We start from the raw sequence: 16,688 nt of genomic DNA, 5'->3' as shown, positions 1-16,688 counted from the left end.
TCAGTGACTCCCTGCACCTGCAGCTCACGACCGCGTGGCAGTCCCGCACCCCGCATCGCCGGACTCCCGCATGCGCGTGTCCATCGACGTGCTCCTGTCGTACGGATCGACCTCGGCGCCGTCTCCCTGGCGCGAAGTGGCGCGCTCCGAGCTGAACTTGGGGGTGAGATAGCCGGTGAAGGTGTCGCAGCCGCCGTTGGTGGTGTCCACCTTGTAGGAGACGAGGGAGAACGTGCCGGGCTCGATGACGACCTTCGCCGGGTTGTCCCAGCTCATCACGACCTCGCGGCGCACGATGGTGCGGGCGACCTCGCGGCTTCCCGCCGCGGCGCGGACGACCGGATACACGTACGTGACATCGGTGCTCACCTCGACCGCCCCGCGCTCACCCTCGCGGTAGGTGATCCGCCCTCGCGTCTTGACCACGTCCCCGACGAGCCGGACGTTCGTCTTGTCGAAGCGGCTGAACAGCAGCAGGGGATCGTTCTTCCGGCTGGGCGTACCGAACGTGGTCGCCAGGTATTTCTGGACGTCCGGCTGATGAGGATTGATCAACGCGATCGCCTTCTTCGGCCGTTCACCGCGCAGCACCCCGGGATCCAGGCTGGACGCGGCGAGGAAGTCCCGGCTCTTTGCGAGCGCCTGCGCGACCTGCCCCTTGCTCATCCAGCCGGTCGCCCGGGCCTCAGGCAGACCGATCCCAGCCGTCCCGTCACCCCACCGCGCCGCGGGAGAGCCCCTGAACGGCTCCTCCACGGTGGGCTGTCGGGCTGCCGCTTCCGTCGGCGGCGGTTGAGTCGGACGTGTCGACTCCGCGGCCAGCGGTGCACTCCCTCCGCCTCCGTCTCCTCCTGAGAACCAGTCGGCCACCCGCCCCGGATCCAGCGCGACGACCGCCAAGGCGACCGCGACCAGCACACCGATCGCGTACCAAGCCCTACTTCTCTGCCGCCGGGCCGGTTGCGGGCTCCGCCACGGCTCCGGCGGGCCGCTCTCCCCCTGCAGCCGCTGCGCCACCATCCGGGCCCGCGCCGACGGCTCCTCGGGCGCGCCCTTGGTCCCCGCCTCGGCTTCACGAAGGAAGCGCTCCCACTCTTCGTCCGGTATGGACGCCTCACCCTTCCCCACCAGGGACCCCACCCTTCTCACGCACCCGGTCCCTCCCCAGGACCGGTCATCTTCCGCGCATCATCACACAGTTGGCCCACTCCGTGATCGCCGGCGGTGGGACCCCACCCGTGAGGCCAGGACTGCGGCCTGCTAGGAGGCGGGGGCGGTCAGGACCGTGCGGCACTCGAGCCAGGCGTCGGCGCTCAGCAGATCCTGAATTCGGGTGAACAGGGCGAGCAGTCCGGGGCCCTGCTCGTCGCGGAAGGCGGAATCGACGATGGCGAGATCGAGTTCGTTGGCCGCCGTCAGCTCGGCGAAGTCCCGTCGCAACTGCGGCCCTGGCACGGAGGGGCGTCCGGTGAACCGGTCGTGGACGGGCGCGTCGGCCTGGTGGAGAGCCGGGTAGGTGGCCCTGCGGTCGCAGGAGGCGTACAGGTACACGATGGCCTCGGCCTCAGCGCCGATCAGCGCTGCGAGGTCGTGGCGACGGTCCGGAGGCAGCAGTGCCGTGGGAAAGCCGTCCGTGCCGTAGAACGCGTGGCACAGACCGGCCAGTTGGAGGGCCGGACGGGTCTTCCATCGCGCGAGCCGGGCCTGTACGCGCTGAAGGTGGGCCAGGAGCGTGCCGCCGGGGTGGGCGATGCTTTCGGAACCGAAGTCACGCAGCATGGCGACAGCCCGGTCGGTCGTGGCAGGGAGAGCAGACACGGTGTCCATGTCCCTTCGGCAACGGGTTGGTCGGCACCCGCACGGCGCCTTCGCCGGTCCGGATCCGTACGAAGGCCCCGGGCGGGTTGCCGCCTGGGCCCTGCAGCGATCTTCCGGCACCCCAACACCCCAGTCAATCCTGGGGATTGCTCCACTCACCCCAGGTTTACCTTGGAGCGGTGACTCTGGATGACCTGCGCGTGTTCGTCGCCGTGTGCCGGGCGGGAAGCCTCAGCGCCGTGGCCCGCGACCTGTGCTGCACCCAGTCCGCGGTGAGCCAGCACGTCAGACGCCTGGAGCGGGAGACGGGCATGAGCCTGCTGGAACGCCGGCCTCGCGGGGTGGTTCCCACGGCGGCCGGGCGCATCCTGTGCGACGCCGCCACCGACTCGATCACCGGGCTCGATCTCGCGCTGCGCCGCCTGGGAGACCTCGTGAACGGCGAGAGCGGTTCCGTACGGATCACCACCGGCGGAACAACCGTCCGGCACTTCATGGCCGAAGCGATCGTCTCCTTCCGCAGCCGCTACCCGAAGGTGAGCCTGGAGTTCCAGACCGAGACCTCCAGCCGCGGCTGCTTCGACGCCCTCCTGGCCGACAACCTCGACCTCGCCTGGATCACCCTCGGTGTCCCCGTGCGCGGCATCGAGCAGCGCCCCGTCGTCGATCTGCCGTGGGTACTCGCTCTGCGATCCGACGATCCGCTCGCAACCCGGCCACATATCGACGCCGGCGACCTCGCGGGCATCCGCCTCGTCCGGCTGCCGCCGAACTCCACCTCCGGCGCCCAACTGGACGCCGCCTTCGCCGAACTGGGGATCCGGACCGGCTCCGACACCAGCGTCGCCGACTGGGACACAGCCCTGCTCCTTGCCGAACTCGGCCTGGGCCACGCCGTCGTGCCCGCCGTACCGGGTCTCCCCACGTCTGGTGACGGCAGCCCCCTGCGCCTCGTCCCGATTCCGGCGCTGCCGCCGCTGTCGGTCGGCTGGGCCGTACGCCGCTGGGACGCCCTGTCCCCGCTCGCCCGGAGCTTCGCCGACGCGGTCGCCGCAAGCTGTACGGAGACACGCACCACGACGTGAGCGTCCGCTGCCGTTTCTTACCTTATGCCGACAACCTGCCCTGCCCTCCGGCCATCTCAAGGAGGGGCGCATGACGTGCGGGAACCGTGCGAGGCGACAGGAACCGGAAGTGAGAGAGCGTGTCGGCCATCAGCCAGCGGGTACACCTGGTGCTGCTCACCGCCTGGACGATCCTCTGGTTCGCCGTGGTCCAGCCGCACGGGGGTTTCTCCTGGCACTACCTGCGTACGGGTGGGGAGTTGCTCTACGCGGGCTCGGGCAGGTCGGACGGCGGTCTGAATCTGTACGCCCACCATCCCGAGCTCCAGATGGGTCCCGTCAGCTTCCTGGCGGCGGGGCTGTTCAACCCTTTTCCCGAACGCGTCGGGCAGTTACTGGCCGCCGGCGTGATGTCCCTGCTCGGTCTGCTGATCCTGGTGGTGGCCGGACGCAGCGCCGCCTGGCATCTCCTGGGCACCGGCACCAATCACCAGCGGCTGCGGCAGCGGGTGCTCATCGCGGGTCTGGCCTTCACCCCGATGTGGATCGAGGTCGCCGTCCGATTCGGACACCTCGACGACGTACTGGCGCTCTTCTTCACCGCCCTTGCCGTACGCGCTCTCACCCGCGGCAGCCCTGCCGCGACGGGTGCCTTCCTGGCCCTGGCCATGGACTCCAAACCGACCGCGCTGGCCTTCCTGCCACTGCTGCTCGCACTGCCGAAGGGACAGAGGCTTCGCGCGGGACTGTGGTGCGCGGCTCTGGTCGCGCTCGCCTGGCTGCCGTTCGTCCTCAGTGCCCCGCAGTCGTTGACCGCGGCCCAGTTCACCATCCCCAACCAGCCTGCGTCCGCGCTGCACTGGCTCGGCGTAGACGATCCGCGAACCCCTTCCTGGGACCGGCCCGCACAGGCCGCGATAGGGCTGGCGCTGGGATGCGTCGCCGTCTGGCGAGGCCGCTGGCCCGCCGTCGTCCTGCTCGGCGCCAACGCCCGGATCGCCCTGGATCCCAGCGTCTACACGTACTACACCGCCTCCGTCCTGCTGGGCACACTGCTGTGGGACGTGATCGGACAGCGGCGCCTGGTGCCCTGGTGGAGCTGGATCGGCCTGATCACCCTCTACGGCACGGTCTTCGTCGTCCCCGGTGACGCTGCCCGCGGCCTGATCCGACTCGGCTTCGTCATCACCTCCACCGCCTATGTACTGCTCTGGCCGGTACGAGACCGGCGGCGGCGACACTCCCGCTCCCGCGGCGGGCCGACGGGAACAGGGCAGGCACTGGACGCGGTGAAGTGAAGGTGAAATGAAGTGCTACCTGACCTTCAGGTGTGCGTCCAGGCGTGACAGCAGGGGCAGTGCCTTCGCGAGTGCTTTCCGCTCATCGGGGGCCAGTGCCTCGGTGATCGCGGTGCCGAGCCAGTCCGCACGCCTTCGGCGCTCGGCAGCCAGCAGGTCGCCTCCGGCAGGCGTCAGGCGGAGCAGGAGCTTGCGCCCGTCGCTGGGATGGGCCTCGGCGTGCAGCAGGCCCTGGGCGAGCAGGTCTTTGACCGCTCTGGCGGCCGACTGGTGGCTCACGCCCCACTGCTGTGCGATGTCGGCGGTGGTCAGCGGGCCACCGCGGTCCAGGTAGCCCAGGACGGCGGCCTCGCCGGAGGGCAGCGTGTCGGCCGCACGCACCGTACGCACCAGCCGTCCGATCGTCAGGCGGAGCTCTTCGGCCAGCTGGTTGTCGTCCATGGCGTCAGCCTACCCACTCCCGCACCCAAGCTGTACACCTAAGCTGTGTAACTTAGGTGTACAGTTTTGTTGTAGAGAATCGTTGCAGAGTTTTCGTTGCAGAGATTCGTCCGGCCGGAGAGGAAGCACCGTGCAGCTCACCAAGCACGCCCACGCCTGCGTCACGATCGAGAAGGACGACACCCGCCTGGTCATCGACCCCGGCACCTTCACACCGGACGCGGCGCAGGCCGTCAGCCGGGCTCACGCCGTCCTGATCACCCACGAACACTTCGACCACTTCGACGACAAGCTCGTCGCCGCCGCCCTCAACGCCCGGCCCGAACTGCGCGTCTACGGCACGGCCGCCGTCGCCACCGCCTTGGGCAGCCATGACGGCCGCGTGCACACCGTCACCGCGGGCGACACCTTCACCGTCGGCCCGGTCACCGTCGCCGTGCACGGCCACCGGCACGCGCCGATCCACGCGGACATCCCCTGCCCCGACAACGTCGGCTACCTCCTTGACGACGGGGCCCTCTACCACCCCGGCGACGCCTACTTCGCGCCCGACGCCCGCGTGCACACCCTGCTGCTGCCGACCAGCGGGCCATGGACGAAGCTCGGCGAAGCCGCCGACTACGTCCGCGCGGTCAAGCCCGAGCGCGTCATCCAGATCCACGAACTCATGCTGAGCGACCTCGGCCAGACCTCCACCGCCAACCTCCTGGGCGAGAACGGCCTGACGGGCATCCCGATCAACCGCATCGACCCCGGCACGACCGTCCCGCTGTAGTGCACCGAGCCACGGGCCTGATCAAGCGTCCGCCATTCAGACGCTCTCACGCTCGGCCCGCTGCCGGACCAGTGCCTCGACCGCGCTCGGCAGAGTCGCCTCGAAGTCGATCAGCTTCGCCCACGTCGGGGTCACCACGATCCGGACCATGCCGTCGTAGAGCGAGCGGACCTCGGCCTCCCACTCGACGCGCTGCTCGGGCGTCATCTCGTACGAGCCGTTGATCTGGAGGTACTCGTCGGGGATGCCGTCGACGACGTCCAGTTCGGCACGACCGCGGATCAGCAGGATCTTGGGCGGGTGCACCTCGGTGTCGATCGTCAGGGCGACCATCGGGTTCTCGCGCAGCGCCGGGAGTTTCGGGGCGTTCTTCGTGGTGCACATGACGATCTCGGAGCCGTTCCAGGTGAACGCGATCGGGACGTTCCGCGGCGTGCCGTCCTTGGCCACGTACGCCAGCCGGACCACGTCGCGTGCCAACAGGTCTCGGCTGATCGGCCGGTCCAGGATCTCGGTGATCTCATTCGCTCGCACAGCGGTCCCTCCAGGTCGTTGTCGTCATCCACCCCGGGGACGGAGCCGCCGGAGCATTCTCGACATCCGCCGGCGACCCACGTCTTCCAGCCGCGTACTGGCCGAAAGGCCGCGAAGGCGTTGACAGGCCGCCCAAGGAATCCATAGCTTTTCAAATCATCGGTGTTTCCGACGATTGAAAAACTTGATCATCGAAGCTCGGGGGAAAGATGAAGGAACGAAGGACCCGGTTACCGCAGCAGGCTCCTGACGCCGGGGCACACAGCACCGAGGGGGCGGGCGGCGGGCGGGGATGGACGCTGGCCGTCGTGTGCGTGGCCACGTTCATGCTGCTGCTCGACCTGACCGTGGTGAACGTCGCGCTGCCGGACATCCGGCAGGCCTTCGACGCGAGCTTCACCTCGCTGCAATGGGTGCTCGACGCCTACGCGTTGGGGCTCGCCGCGGTGCTCCTGACGGCCGGGTCACTGGCCGACAGGCTGGGCCGCAAGCGCGTGTTCAACGTCGGCTTCGTCATCTTCCTGCTGGCCTCACTGGCCTGCGGCCTCGCCGGCGACTCCGTCACCCTCTCCGTCGCCCGTGGCGTCCAAGGCCTGGGCGGCGCCGTCCTGTTCGCCGTCGGCCCGGCACTGATCGGCCAGGAGTACCAGGGCAAGGACCGCGGAAAAGCCTTCGGCGTCTTCGGGGGTGTCGTCGGTCTGTCCATCGCCTTCGGACCGCTGATCGGCGGCGCGCTCACCGACGGTCTCGGCTGGCGCTGGATCTTCCTGGTCAACGTCCCCGTCGGTCTGATCGCCCTGGTCATCAGCCTGCTGCGGATGCGCGAATGGCGCCAGGAGGCGAAGACCGCCCTCGACTGGTGGGGGCTCGTTCTCTTCTCCGGCGCGCTGAGCCTGCTCGTACTGGGGCTCCTGCGCGGCGAGACCGAAGGATGGGGCAGCGCGCCGATCGTCGCCATGTTCGCCGGCGCCGTCGTGCTGCTCGTGGTGTTCACCGTGGTCGAGCGGCAGCGTGGTGAACAGGCCATGCTCCAGCTGTCGTTGTTCAGGAACGTCACGTTCAACGGGGTCTCGGTCGTCACGCTCCTGTGCGCGGCCGCCACCATGTCCGCGATCTTCCTCCTGGTCTCGTACGTGCAGAACGTGCTGGCGTTCTCGCCCTGGGAGACCGGCCTGCGCTTCCTTCCGCTGACACTGACCCTGTTCGTGGCCGCCGCTGCCGCCGGCTCGCTGACGACGCGGGTACCGCAACGGCTGCTCATGGGTGTCTCGCTCACGCTCATCGCGGTCGGACTGGCCCTCGTCGCGCTCACCGGCCCCGACACCCCCTGGACCGCGCTGCTGCCGAGCATGTTCGGGATCGGCGTGGGCATGGGCCTGTTCAACCCCTCCCGCGCCTCGCTGTCCATCGCCGTCGTCGAGCCGTCGAAGGCGGGCATGGCCTCGGGCATCAGCGAGACCTTCCAGCAGGTGGGCGTCGCCATCGGCATCGCCGGTTTCGGCGCCGTGTTCCACAGCCGCGTCACGGACCTGTTCGTAGGGTCCGAGGCAGGGCGTCAACTGGGCCCGGCCGCCCACGGGTTCGGGGAGGCGGTCGCGGCGGGCGGCGGAGCCGAAGCGCTCAGCCACGCGCCCCGGCAACTGGGCCCCGCCCTCGACCAGGCGGCACGCACCGCGTTCGTGGACGGCCTCACCGACGTCATGCTGGTCTGTGCCGCCGTCGCGGCCGTCGGCGCCTTCGTGGGATTCGCGTTCGTGCGCACCAGGGACCTGCATGAGAGCGCGCGCATGGAGATGCCGGACAGTGCGCAGACGGCAGCGCCGCCGAGCGCGGACCGCCTCACACCCACCGGCCTGGACCACGAGAACCCCGGCACCACCGCCGAGCCCGTCGCCCGCGCCACGGGTCTCGGCCAGGAACCGGTCACCGAGCCGCATTGAGGGGGCAGCGACCGGGCAGTCGCGCCGGGGGGCGCGGCTGCCCGGCCCTGTAGGACGGCGGATTCAGCAAGTACCCTTCAAAGGACCGACGATCGGCACAGGAGACGCTCGGCGCGGCCGACGGTCGCCCGCCTGGTCACCTCAGCGACAAGGGGAGCGGCCCGAATGACACAGGCGACGCCCAGCCCGGCGGAACCCGCCGGGCTCGATCTGCCCCTGGTCCGCAGAACCGGATACCTGCTGCACAAGGCCGGCGTGCTCCTGATGGAGGACGCGGAGCGGGCCCTGGCGGCACAGGGCATGCGTATGCGCTACTTCTACGTCCTCGCGGCCCTGGAGAGCGGACTCAGTCTGTCCCAGCAGGACCTGAGCCGGCTGCTCAACCTGGATCCGACCACGATGGTCGCGCTGGTCGACGAGATGGAGGGCGCGGGCCATGTCGAGCGTCGCCGCAATCCGTCGGACCGCAGGCGGTACATCCTGAGTCTGACCGACGGCGGCCGCGAGGCTCTCGAGCGCGCTGGGCACGCGGTCGACCAGGTGGAGCAGGACTTCCTGGCCGCAGTGCCCGAGGCCGACCGCGAGCGGCTGCGGACCGTGCTCGGCGAACTGCTCGCCGATCGCTGGCCGCGTGTGATCGCCTGCGAGTGATCCGCCATCACCCGTGAGTGATTCATTTTCCGTTTTTCCCCGTGCGCGCGGATTTCAACTTTCCACTTCGCTGGAATCTTGAAATCCGCCCACGGGGAGATTTTTTTGCAGAGTTGGCGGAGTTAATCGATCCGCTCCCTGATACACCTTTTCGGGGAATTGTGGAGAGCATCACAAGCGCCCTTGAGGTCTTACTTTGCCCCAGCTCGACCGTGTTAGTGTCTTAGTTGTCCAGAGCCGACCGCTCCAGGACGGCTCCGGTCTACGGGCGTCACGCCCGCAACACGGGGAAAGGTAGACGGGGGAATGAGCAGCAAGGATTTAGTCTACGGATCTTTTGACAGCTGCCTCGGTCCAGGCACCACGCGCTTCTTCGGAAGCGGGTACAAGCGAGTCGTCCAGGACCTGCAAGACATCACCACCGACGGCTCGGACCAACCGGGGGCGCTCGTCACCGCACGGGGCACCCTGACCTACCCGCAGGACTGGTCCCGCAAGTCCGGCGCCCGCGAGCTGCGGCCTCATCTCAGCAGCATCGACGCACTCGTCCTGGCCGTGACTCTGGCCGAGGTGCACCTCGGCCGGGCCTTCGGACTGAGCGCCGCACAACAGCGCCGCACCTGGCTGCGACAGGCCGACGTCCGCGCGGGGAGCTCTCCGCACGAGGACCTCGCGGACTTCCCGGTCGAAGGCCGGCTCCTGGCCTCAGGCGGAGAGCCGGGCGGTACGACGCCCACCGGCGCAACACCCACCAGCACGACATTCGCCTGCCGGGTCGGAGGACTGCGGGTGCGCTGCACGCTCGCGCATGGACGCGGCGGCCGTGCCGCGGGCCCGGCGACGTTCGCCGACGCCTCGCAGGCCCTGGGACCGGCCGCCGCCCGGCACTACGGCGAGGGCTACAAGAACCGCAACCAGTACGCGGAGCACGTCCACGTCGATCTCGAACGGCAGCGCATCCAAGGCCGCCAACGCGTCGTCGCCGCGCGGCCGGACACCGAGGCGCACGGAGCGGAAGCGGCCTACGGACCTTCCGTCTCGCCCGTCGACGCGCTCGTGGGCGTGGCCCAGCTGGCCCAGGCCCTGCTCTACGCACAGGACGGACTGGTCCGGGGCGGCACCGACACCCTCTGGATGCGGCGCTTCGTCGTCGACACGCAGACGCCGGTACGGCCGCTGGGCCGCGACTTCGCCACCACGGTCCGCACCACCGGCACCCGGCTCCTCACCATGGGCGGGGAGACCTGGCGCACCGCCGACATGGCCGTCGACGACTTCTCGGGCATCAGCGGCCGCTGTTCACTCGCGCACCGTCTGCCCACCGCCGCCTGACCGCAGGCAATACGCCCGCCGGGCAGTCCTTTTCAGAGAACGGCCGTAGGTCGAAAGTTGAAACAAGGCACGGCCGGTCGGTCTCCGAAGGCTCAACATCACAGAACTCGACGTCACAGAAATTGCAGCAACAGCACGGGGGATGAAATCACGCATGCGTTTTTCACCGACATTACGCTTCGGGGACGTGCTCGTCGTACTCGAAGGACCGGCCCGAATGCTCTGGAAGGAGCCGGCGCCGCAACCCGGAACGAGCCACTGGACCCCCGCCGGAATCTGGCCGGACGAAAATCAACTGGCGATGGTGCGCGAGCACATCGAAAAGGAACGGCCGCTGCTCGTCCTGCTCGACGAGGCCCACAGCCGCGTACCGATGCTGCGGCAGGAACTGCGGGCCGCACCCTGCCATCTGCTCGACTCCCTCACGTCCACCGGCTCCGACCAGCCGGTGGACGACGAGGTCGTCGAGTTGCAGCTGCCCTTCCTGGACTGGCTGCCCGACGCTCACCGGGACCGGGCCGCCCGGTTCCTCAAGGACAGCGACGCGACCCTGTCCCGTACACCGGTGGCCCTCCTGCCTCCCCTGCTGACGGAGGAGACGCACGAAGGGCTGCCGCCGAGCCCCCGCTTCGCCCGGCGCCTGTTGCCGAACGCGCTGACCGCGGGACGACTCGCCGCGGCCGTCGAGCACCTCTTCGTCAACGGTCCGCAGCAGTGCGCGGCCGCGGGTCACGGGAGCGGGGCGGGCCGATGAGGTACGGCGAGGACGACCTGCGCCGGGACGTCGACACGAGCGACGGCGACCCGTACCCCGACCTCCTGGGCGCCTCCTGCCGGGTGCCCAGCCAAGGGGAGATCGGCTCGTTGATCGCCGTGACGGCGGCCGCCAATCTCACGCTCGCCCACCGGCGGAACACCCGTCGCCGTCTCGCGCGTCACGGCGACGGCACCACCGAGCGGAGGAGCCTCTGATGGGACGCTCGGTCCTGATCACCGGGGGCAACCGCGGCATCGGACTCGCGGTCGCCCGCGCACTCGCCGAGGACGGCGACCGCGTCGCCGTCACGCACCGCCAATCCGAGCCCCCCGCCGGACTGTTGGGCGTACGCGCCGAAATGACGGACGCGGAGAGCATCGACGCCGCGTTCGACAAGGTGGAGGCCGAGCACGGGCCGGTCGAGGTGCTCGTCGTGAACGCGGGAATCACCCGCGACACCCTGTTCCTGCGCATGGACGAACAGGACTTCACCGACGTCGTCGACGTGAACCTGCACGGCGCCTTCCGCACCGTGCGGCGCGCCGTTCGCGGCATGGTGCGGGCCCGCTGGGGCCGGATCGTCCTGATGTCGTCGATGACGTACGCGTACGGCGCGCCGGGACAGGTCAACTACGGTGCGGCCAAAGCCGGAATGCTCGGCATGGCCCGCTCCCTCGCCTGGGAGCTGGGCCCCCGCAACATCACCGTGAACGTCGTCGCGCCGGGCCTGATCGATACGGACATGAGCCGCGAGATCACCGACCGCCGACGCGAACACCTGCTGTCCATCACGCCGTTGGGCCACTCCGGGCAGGTGGAGGACGTCGCCGCCGCGGTGCGGTACCTGGCGGGTGACTCGGGCCGCTACGTCACCGGAGCCGTCCTGCCCGTCAGCGGCGGCCTGGGCCTGGGCGGATGACCCAAGACCGCCCGACCGACTCTCACCGACCTACACCTACTTACACGACGAGAAGAGAACGCCTCATGAGTGACACAAACACTCCCGCAGTCCGGACGGCCTCGGCATCCGCGACCTCCGTCCCGGGGCGCGGCCTCCACCTGGCCATCTCGGGCACGTACTCCAGCGGCAAGAGCACCACCACCGAGGCCCTGTCCATCGCCACCGGCATTCCGCGCACCCACGCCATGACCTCGCGCGAGATCCTGATGGACCTCGTCCCGGGCAAACAGGTCCAGGAACTGACCGCGTCGGAGCTGACGATGCTCGGGCTGCGACGGCTCGAGGAACGCATCCACCACGAGGCGGGGACGGGACCGTTCATCTCGGACGGGTCCGTGATCCACGAGTGGATCTACGGCGAGGCTCGGATGCGGGTCGGCATCAACCCCGGTGCCGGCCTCCTCACCAAGGCGGTCAAGAACATCGCCGGGCTGCCGGTGAAGCGGTTCTACCGCCAGTACATGGACGCCTACGGGGCCGTCACCAAGGCCCGCGCCAAGCGGATCTACGACGCCTACGTCCATCTGCCCGTCGAGTTCGCCATGAAGGCCGACGGGCACCGGCCGGTGTCCGAGAAGTTCCGGAAACTGTCGGACGACCTTCTGATCGAAACGCTCGAAGAGCTGCAGATCCCGTACCACGTGGTCGGCGGCAGCGTCCGCGAACGCGTGGCGAAGATCATCGAGATCTTCGATCTGCCCCTGGTGATGCCGCTCGACGAAGCCATCGACCAGGCCGGCGTCCGGGTCCGCAGGGCCATCGAAGTCCTGGAGGACGACGACCGGTTCCACGAAGCACAGCGCACCAAGTCCCTGCGCCGACGCCTCGGGTACGCGATGCGCTTCTGACCCACCACAGCGGCCCACCCCGGCCGGCGAGGTTCAGGGAACCTTTTGCCTCGGTCCTGCCTCCTGGCATGCCGAAGCGGGCCCTCAGGAGACCCGCCGTAGGCGAGAGGCGTTTCCCATGACATCGAGCACGGCCTCGGTCACGACCGCCGTCGACAGACCGCTCCCGCACGCCGAAGGGGCGAAGCACAGCCGGCCGGAGGTGCGCGGCATCCGGTTGCATGTCGCCGAGTACGGGGCCGGGGCACCGGTCCTGCTGCTGCACGGCTTCCCGCAGCACTGGTTCGCCTGGCACCGGGTCGCCGGTCTGTCGGGCGCCGGACGACGGCTGATCTGCCCCGATCTACGGGGCTTCGGCTGGTCGGAGCAGACTCAACGCGGCTACGACATCGACGGTTTGTGCGACGACATGCTCGCGCTGCTGGACGTGCTCGGCCTCGATCGCGTGGGTCTGGTCGGGCACGACTGGGGTGCCCACGTCGGCTTCCGGCTGTGCCTGCGGGCACCGGAGCGGTTCACTGGTCACCTGGCGCTCAACATGGCGCACCCGTGGACCCGGCAGCGGGCCGTCCTGCCGAACCTGTGGCGGCAGTGGTACACCGCCTTCATCGAGTATCCGATCGTGCAGGGGCAACGCAGCGGCTGTGTCACCGAGTTGCACAGCCTGCTCAACCACCACGGTGCCGATCTCGCCGTCGACGGTGACTTCGGTCCGCTCACGGACAGCGCCGTCAGGGACTTCCATGCCGAGAAGGGTCTCTCCGTCGACGGCCGTGTCGGACCGAACACCAAGGCCGCACTGTACGGCGCGGTCACCCCGCCGTCGTCGCCCCCGCCCGGGGGCGGTCACGGCAAGATCCTCGACGTGGCCGAGGCCGAGGTCGGCACGGTCGAGGGCAGCGCCCGCGCGAACAGCTACGGCTCGGCCGTGGGTCTTTCGCTTTCCACCAGCGACTACGCCTGGTGCGCGACCTTCGTGAGCTGGGTGGCCAGGGAGACCGGCGCCACCTCCTACCGCAACTCCTACGTCTCGGGCTGGGTCAAGCAGGCGCGGGCCGGCAACTACCACCTGTCGGTGACGACCAGCCCGCAGCCGGGTGATCGTGACCTTCGACTGGGACGGCGGAAGCGACTTCACCGCGCGGCAACGAACACACAGGCATCGTGCGGACGTGTCCGGATCGTCCTTCACCACCGTCGAGGGCAACACGGGTGACCTCAACGGCGGCAGCGACGGGGTCTACGTCAAGTCCCGCTCCACGAACAGCGGTTACGACGTGATCTTCATCCGGGTCCGCTGAGCGGCTCCGCCGGGGTTCTGAACGGTGAACGTGACGAGCGCGGCGATGCCCGTCACCTCGAGGGCCTCGTCACGGGCGTCGGTGATCAGGGCCCCGTCGAAGCGGTCAAGGGCCAGGCCGGGCGCTTCGAAGACTGCGGAGCCGTCCAGTACGACCGCGAGCAGCGTCGTCTCGGCGGGAGTGGAGACCAGAACGCGGTCACGCACGATCTCGACCTGCGCGGTGGCCCGTCCGCGCCGGACCATCACGTTGAAATCGACGAGGCGACCGCCGAGCAACCGGCAGTCGGTGGTGGCCTCTCCGGGGAAGGGGAAGGGGACGTAGGGCTCGGACACGGTGTGCGAGGTGCCGTCGACGGTCAGCACCATGCCGGGGCCGTCGACCAGGGTGATGATCCGGTCGACACCTTCGAAGCGGGAGAACGGACCCGGCTCGGCCACGTCGGCGAGACTGGCCCGCCACACGAAGTCGGACATCCCTGCCTGGCTGGGGGCCGAGGCGACCTCGCGGGTCAGTCCGCCCCCGTTCTTCCATGGCACGGCCGGGCGATCGTCCGCTCTCAGCACGTGCACCGTCATCCCACACTCCTTCTCGTCGCGCGGCGAGCGCGTTCAACGCGGCTCGGATGAAGACGCGGTGGCCGGGACCAAGATAGAGAAGCTGGACCCCGCTCCCCGCATCGGGCACGTGGGGCCCTGGCCGAGGCCAGGACCCCACGTTCAGGCCATGCGTCTGCGGACCGACGGCGGTCACCCACCGGATCATTCGAGCTCGCGCGGCTTCGCCGGACCGGCCTCAAGTTCCCGCTGCCTGGCGGCCAGTGCCCTCGCCAGCATCTTCGCCCGGTACGGGTTCGCCGTGCCGAGGGCCTCAGCCGTTTCCACGGCCTCGTCCAGCAGGGCCAGCCGTCGCTCGGGCAGGTCCCACATCAAGGGTGAGCGGCTCTCCTCCACCAGGACGTACGCCAGCTTCGATCCGTACACCTCCGGCTCGACCTGGGTCAGAAGACGGTAGATCCACAGTCCCTCGACGCCCCGCACCACCCGCCGGTTGGCGCTGAGCAGCCTGACCCTCGCCAGCACAACCATGTCCCGATCCATCGATCCCCTTCGTCCCCTCCCCCTCCGACCTGCGCATGTCACACGGCGAGACAGCGCGGCGAACGCACCGGCAGCCGATGACGGTTGCCGGCACGTTGACCGGAGAGTGGATGACGACGAGTGTGCGGCCACGGCACCACCCGCGACAAGGTCGAACAGGCGTGCGCTACGTCCTACCGAAAACGGCTCCGACCAGGCATGATGGACCTGACACTCGCTCAAGCCCGCCGGCCACCTGCGCGGCGAACCGGACTTGGGGACTCAGCGCCGTGCCGCCACCACGGGCATCCTGCGCTCACTCCCCCGCGGCGCTGTCGGCCACCTCATCCAGGAGGTGCCCACCGCCGGCGACCGGCGCGCCCTGGACACTCCTCCTGGAATCGCCGTCACCTGGGTCGTACGCGACGACGCGTCGGTGCTACCGAACGCCTGCCGGTCCGGGCTGATGGAGAGTGTCGGCACACCCGGCACCCCTGGATGGACGTCGGCTCGCCCGCCTACGGCAGGATGGGCGCATGACCGAGATCCGTACACCCCGCCTTCTCCTCCGCGACTGGGACGACGACGACCTCGCGCCGATGGCGGACATCAACGCGGACCCACGGGTGATGCGCTGGATCGACGACGGCTCGGTGCGCGACCTGGATCACACGGCCGAGGACATCGAGCGGTGGCAGGAGGAGTGGGACGAGGAAGGCTTCGGACTCTTCGCCGTCGAACTGCTGGGCTCGGGCGAACTGATCGGTTTCACCGGGCTGTTCCTGCCCGGGTTCCTGCCGGAGGTGATGCCCGCAGTGGCGATCGGCTGGCGGCTCGGCTCACAGTTCTGGGGCCAGGGATACGCCTCCGAAGCCGCGCACGCCACGCTGGAGTTCGCACTCCAGGACCGCGGCCTGGACCGGGTCATCGCCGTCAACCGGCTGGGAGACGACGCCTCCGAGAACGTCATCCGCAAACTCGGCATGGCGCCCGAGCGGGAGACGGCACACCCGGTGTACGGCTACGCACTGCACGTTCACGCCATCGACCTCACGGAGTTCCAGGCGTGATGCGGCCGAGCCGTTGCCGGGTGGGCCTGTTCGCATGCGCCGTTGAGCGTCGCAGGCCAGGGCGTTGGACGTTTCCCAGCCGATCGGTGTGACCGTCGGTTAGCGTGCCAGGGTGGAAGATCTTGGATTCGTGGCCTGGCCGCCCGAGCCGATCAGGACCGAGCGGCTCGTGCTGCGTGCGCCCGAGGCGCGCGACCGTGCGGCGTTCGTCGAGCTGCTCGCCTCGCCGGAGGTGCACACCTACCTCGGCGGTCCCCGCCCGCGTGACGAGCTGGAGCGCGAGACACCTGACGTGCCCGAGCGGTGGCCCGGGAGCTTCGTCGTCGATCTCGACGGGGCGATGATCGGCCAGATCCTGCTCAGGAGGGCAACCGGGCACCGCCAACCGGCCGCCGCGGGAAAGACCGACCTCGGCTACCTGTTCCTGCCGCGGGCGTGGGGATTCGGGTACGCCTACGAGGCGTGCGCGGCGGCACTCGACTGGCTCGACGGCGCCCTTCCCGGCGAGCGCGTGGTGCTCACCACCCAGACCGCCAACGTCTCATCGATGCGCCTCGCGGCGAAGCTGGGGTTCACCGAGGTGGAGCGGTTCGAGGCCTGGGACGCCGAGCAGTGGCTCGGGTTGCGGCCCCCGGCCAAGCCGCCCAGCCCGCTGCTTTGATCGCGGACGTCAGCGAAACGGCCCCGGCAGCCGGTGACTGGTGGGTGGCGATCCGATGGTCCTGGCCGCGAGGAACGCGCAGACCGCCCACCCCGCCGAAACGCCATTCCCCCCGGCCCCTAATATCGATTCGCATTCTTCGACGGACGCTGACGCCC

Annotated in this window: 20 protein-coding genes and 1 pseudogene; 15 read left to right on the top strand and 6 right to left on the bottom strand. The window is 69.4% G+C overall.

Annotated elements, in window-relative coordinates; all coding sequences use genetic code 11:
- Positions 1-24 precede the first annotated feature (24 nt).
- The gene (locus ACGFYN_RS34105) at positions 25-1,128 is read right to left on the bottom strand and encodes a hypothetical protein (RefSeq protein WP_393869798.1); all 1,104 of its coding nucleotides are present in this window, start codon (positions 1,126-1,128) and stop codon (positions 25-27) included.
- A gap of 132 nt (positions 1,129-1,260) precedes the next feature.
- Positions 1,261-1,827: a DUF6817 domain-containing protein gene (locus ACGFYN_RS34100; protein ID WP_393869797.1), complete on the bottom strand. Its 567-nt coding sequence runs from the start codon at positions 1,825-1,827 to the stop codon at positions 1,261-1,263.
- A gap of 170 nt (positions 1,828-1,997) precedes the next feature.
- Here ACGFYN_RS34100 and ACGFYN_RS34095 point away from each other — a divergent pair, with 170 nt between their 5' ends.
- Together ACGFYN_RS34095 and ACGFYN_RS34090 are read left to right on the top strand one after the other, a co-directional pair.
- Positions 1,998-2,903, top strand: coding sequence for a LysR family transcriptional regulator (locus ACGFYN_RS34095; protein ID WP_393869796.1), 906 nt, complete (start codon positions 1,998-2,000; stop codon positions 2,901-2,903).
- A 119-nt stretch (positions 2,904-3,022) separates the two neighbouring features.
- Complete coding sequence (locus tag ACGFYN_RS34090; RefSeq protein ID WP_393869795.1) at positions 3,023-4,180, top strand: hypothetical protein; 1,158 nt, start codon at positions 3,023-3,025, stop codon at positions 4,178-4,180.
- 15 nt (positions 4,181-4,195) lie between these two features.
- On the opposite strand, the gene ACGFYN_RS34085 is transcribed toward ACGFYN_RS34090, so the two are convergent.
- Positions 4,196-4,621, bottom strand: a complete 426-nt coding sequence (locus tag ACGFYN_RS34085; RefSeq protein ID WP_393869794.1) for a MarR family winged helix-turn-helix transcriptional regulator — start codon at positions 4,619-4,621, stop codon at positions 4,196-4,198.
- 130 nt (positions 4,622-4,751) lie between these two features.
- Between ACGFYN_RS34085 and ACGFYN_RS34080 the strand changes: the two genes are divergently transcribed.
- Complete coding sequence (locus ACGFYN_RS34080) at positions 4,752-5,396, top strand: MBL fold metallo-hydrolase (RefSeq protein ID WP_393869793.1); 645 nt, start codon at positions 4,752-4,754, stop codon at positions 5,394-5,396.
- 36 nt (positions 5,397-5,432) lie between these two features.
- Here ACGFYN_RS34080 and ACGFYN_RS34075 read toward each other — a convergent pair whose 3' ends face one another.
- Complete coding sequence (locus ACGFYN_RS34075) at positions 5,433-5,930, bottom strand: pyridoxamine 5'-phosphate oxidase family protein (protein WP_393869792.1); 498 nt, start codon at positions 5,928-5,930, stop codon at positions 5,433-5,435.
- Between the two features lie 209 nt (positions 5,931-6,139).
- Between ACGFYN_RS34075 and ACGFYN_RS34070 the strand changes: the two genes are divergently transcribed.
- From ACGFYN_RS34070 to ACGFYN_RS34030, 9 genes are all read left to right on the top strand, one after another.
- Positions 6,140-7,870: an MFS transporter gene (locus ACGFYN_RS34070; protein ID WP_393869791.1), complete on the top strand. Its 1,731-nt coding sequence runs from the start codon at positions 6,140-6,142 to the stop codon at positions 7,868-7,870.
- Positions 7,871-8,035: 165 nt separating this feature from the next.
- Positions 8,036-8,521, top strand: a complete 486-nt coding sequence (locus tag ACGFYN_RS34065) for a MarR family winged helix-turn-helix transcriptional regulator (RefSeq protein ID WP_393869790.1) — start codon at positions 8,036-8,038, stop codon at positions 8,519-8,521.
- Between the two features lie 306 nt (positions 8,522-8,827).
- Positions 8,828-9,853 carry an AvrD family protein gene (locus ACGFYN_RS34060; protein ID WP_393869789.1) on the top strand — a complete coding sequence of 342 codons (1,026 nt, stop codon included), beginning with the start codon at positions 8,828-8,830 and terminating at the stop codon, positions 9,851-9,853.
- 217 nt (positions 9,854-10,070) lie between these two features.
- Entirely contained in the window at positions 10,071-10,607 is a 537-nt protein-coding gene (locus ACGFYN_RS34055; RefSeq protein ID WP_393869788.1) for a hypothetical protein, read from the top strand.
- On the top strand, positions 10,604-10,825 hold the full coding sequence (locus ACGFYN_RS34050; protein WP_393869787.1) for a hypothetical protein: 222 nt from the start codon (positions 10,604-10,606) through the stop codon (positions 10,823-10,825). Before ACGFYN_RS34055 ends, ACGFYN_RS34050 begins: the two co-directional genes overlap by 4 nt.
- Positions 10,825-11,529 (top strand): 3-oxoacyl-ACP reductase FabG, encoded by a 705-nt coding sequence (gene fabG / locus ACGFYN_RS34045; protein ID WP_393869786.1) that lies wholly within the window; start codon positions 10,825-10,827, stop codon positions 11,527-11,529. The genes ACGFYN_RS34050 and fabG overlap by 1 nt, the downstream gene beginning before the upstream one ends.
- A gap of 65 nt (positions 11,530-11,594) precedes the next feature.
- The gene (locus ACGFYN_RS34040) at positions 11,595-12,419 is read left to right on the top strand and encodes an ATP-binding protein (RefSeq protein WP_393869785.1); all 825 of its coding nucleotides are present in this window, start codon (positions 11,595-11,597) and stop codon (positions 12,417-12,419) included.
- A 118-nt stretch (positions 12,420-12,537) separates the two neighbouring features.
- Positions 12,538-13,635 (top strand): alpha/beta fold hydrolase, encoded by a 1,098-nt coding sequence (locus tag ACGFYN_RS34035; RefSeq protein ID WP_393869784.1) that lies wholly within the window; start codon positions 12,538-12,540, stop codon positions 13,633-13,635.
- The gene (locus tag ACGFYN_RS34030) at positions 13,592-13,720 is read left to right on the top strand and encodes a hypothetical protein (RefSeq protein WP_393869783.1); all 129 of its coding nucleotides are present in this window, start codon (positions 13,592-13,594) and stop codon (positions 13,718-13,720) included. The genes ACGFYN_RS34035 and ACGFYN_RS34030 overlap by 44 nt, the downstream gene beginning before the upstream one ends.
- Here ACGFYN_RS34030 and ACGFYN_RS34025 read toward each other — a convergent pair.
- On the bottom strand, positions 13,690-14,298 hold the full coding sequence (locus tag ACGFYN_RS34025) for a HutD family protein (protein WP_393869782.1): 609 nt from the start codon (positions 14,296-14,298) through the stop codon (positions 13,690-13,692). The two genes, ACGFYN_RS34030 and ACGFYN_RS34025, sit on opposite strands and share 31 nt — an antisense overlap.
- 183 nt (positions 14,299-14,481) lie before the next feature.
- Entirely contained in the window at positions 14,482-14,808 is a 327-nt protein-coding gene (locus tag ACGFYN_RS34020; protein ID WP_393869781.1) for a hypothetical protein, read from the bottom strand.
- A gap of 265 nt (positions 14,809-15,073) precedes the next feature.
- Here ACGFYN_RS34020 and ACGFYN_RS34015 point away from each other — a divergent pair.
- From ACGFYN_RS34015 to ACGFYN_RS34005, 3 genes and pseudogenes are all read left to right on the top strand, one after another.
- Positions 15,074-15,238 (top strand): annotated as a pseudogene (locus tag ACGFYN_RS34015) (SIP domain-containing protein); the annotation flags it as partial.
- Positions 15,239-15,335: 97 nt separating this feature from the next.
- A complete protein-coding gene (locus ACGFYN_RS34010) occupies positions 15,336-15,869 on the top strand; it encodes a GNAT family N-acetyltransferase (RefSeq protein ID WP_393869780.1) in 534 nt (177 codons plus the stop codon).
- 112 nt (positions 15,870-15,981) lie between these two features.
- Positions 15,982-16,530 carry a GNAT family N-acetyltransferase gene (locus ACGFYN_RS34005; RefSeq protein ID WP_393869779.1) on the top strand — a complete coding sequence of 183 codons (549 nt, stop codon included), beginning with the start codon at positions 15,982-15,984 and terminating at the stop codon, positions 16,528-16,530.
- Positions 16,531-16,688 lie beyond the last annotated feature (158 nt).

It is taken from the genome of Streptomyces sp. NPDC048419 (genome assembly GCF_043200415.1).
GTDB lineage: Bacteria > Actinomycetota > Actinomycetes > Streptomycetales > Streptomycetaceae > Streptomyces.
The sequence above is the reverse complement of the archived record's forward strand: the minus strand, read 5'-3'. Positions and strand labels throughout refer to the sequence as shown.

Bases quoted from the DNA above. Each gene is read 5' to 3' on its own strand.
- ACGFYN_RS34035 (WP_393869784.1), top strand. From the start codon at position 12,538: ATGACATCGAGCACGGCCTCGGTCACGACCGCCGTCGACAGACCGCTC.
- ACGFYN_RS34060 (WP_393869789.1), top strand. From the start codon at position 8,828: ATGAGCAGCAAGGATTTAGTCTACGGATCTTTTGACAGCTGCCTCGGT.
- ACGFYN_RS34070 (WP_393869791.1), top strand. From the start codon at position 6,140: ATGAAGGAACGAAGGACCCGGTTACCGCAGCAGGCTCCTGACGCCGGG.
- ACGFYN_RS34040 (WP_393869785.1), top strand. From the start codon at position 11,595: ATGAGTGACACAAACACTCCCGCAGTCCGGACGGCCTCGGCATCCGCG.
- ACGFYN_RS34055 (WP_393869788.1), top strand. From the start codon at position 10,071: ATGCTCTGGAAGGAGCCGGCGCCGCAACCCGGAACGAGCCACTGGACC.
- ACGFYN_RS34010 (WP_393869780.1), top strand. From the start codon at position 15,336: ATGACCGAGATCCGTACACCCCGCCTTCTCCTCCGCGACTGGGACGAC.
- ACGFYN_RS34020 (WP_393869781.1), bottom strand. From the start codon at position 14,808: ATGGTTGTGCTGGCGAGGGTCAGGCTGCTCAGCGCCAACCGGCGGGTG.
- ACGFYN_RS34050 (WP_393869787.1), top strand. From the start codon at position 10,604: ATGAGGTACGGCGAGGACGACCTGCGCCGGGACGTCGACACGAGCGAC.
- ACGFYN_RS34065 (WP_393869790.1), top strand. From the start codon at position 8,036: ATGACACAGGCGACGCCCAGCCCGGCGGAACCCGCCGGGCTCGATCTG.
- ACGFYN_RS34100 (WP_393869797.1), bottom strand. From the start codon at position 1,827: ATGGACACCGTGTCTGCTCTCCCTGCCACGACCGACCGGGCTGTCGCC.
- ACGFYN_RS34085 (WP_393869794.1), bottom strand. From the start codon at position 4,621: ATGGACGACAACCAGCTGGCCGAAGAGCTCCGCCTGACGATCGGACGG.
- ACGFYN_RS34025 (WP_393869782.1), bottom strand. From the start codon at position 14,298: ATGACGGTGCACGTGCTGAGAGCGGACGATCGCCCGGCCGTGCCATGG.
- fabG (WP_393869786.1), top strand. From the start codon at position 10,825: ATGGGACGCTCGGTCCTGATCACCGGGGGCAACCGCGGCATCGGACTC.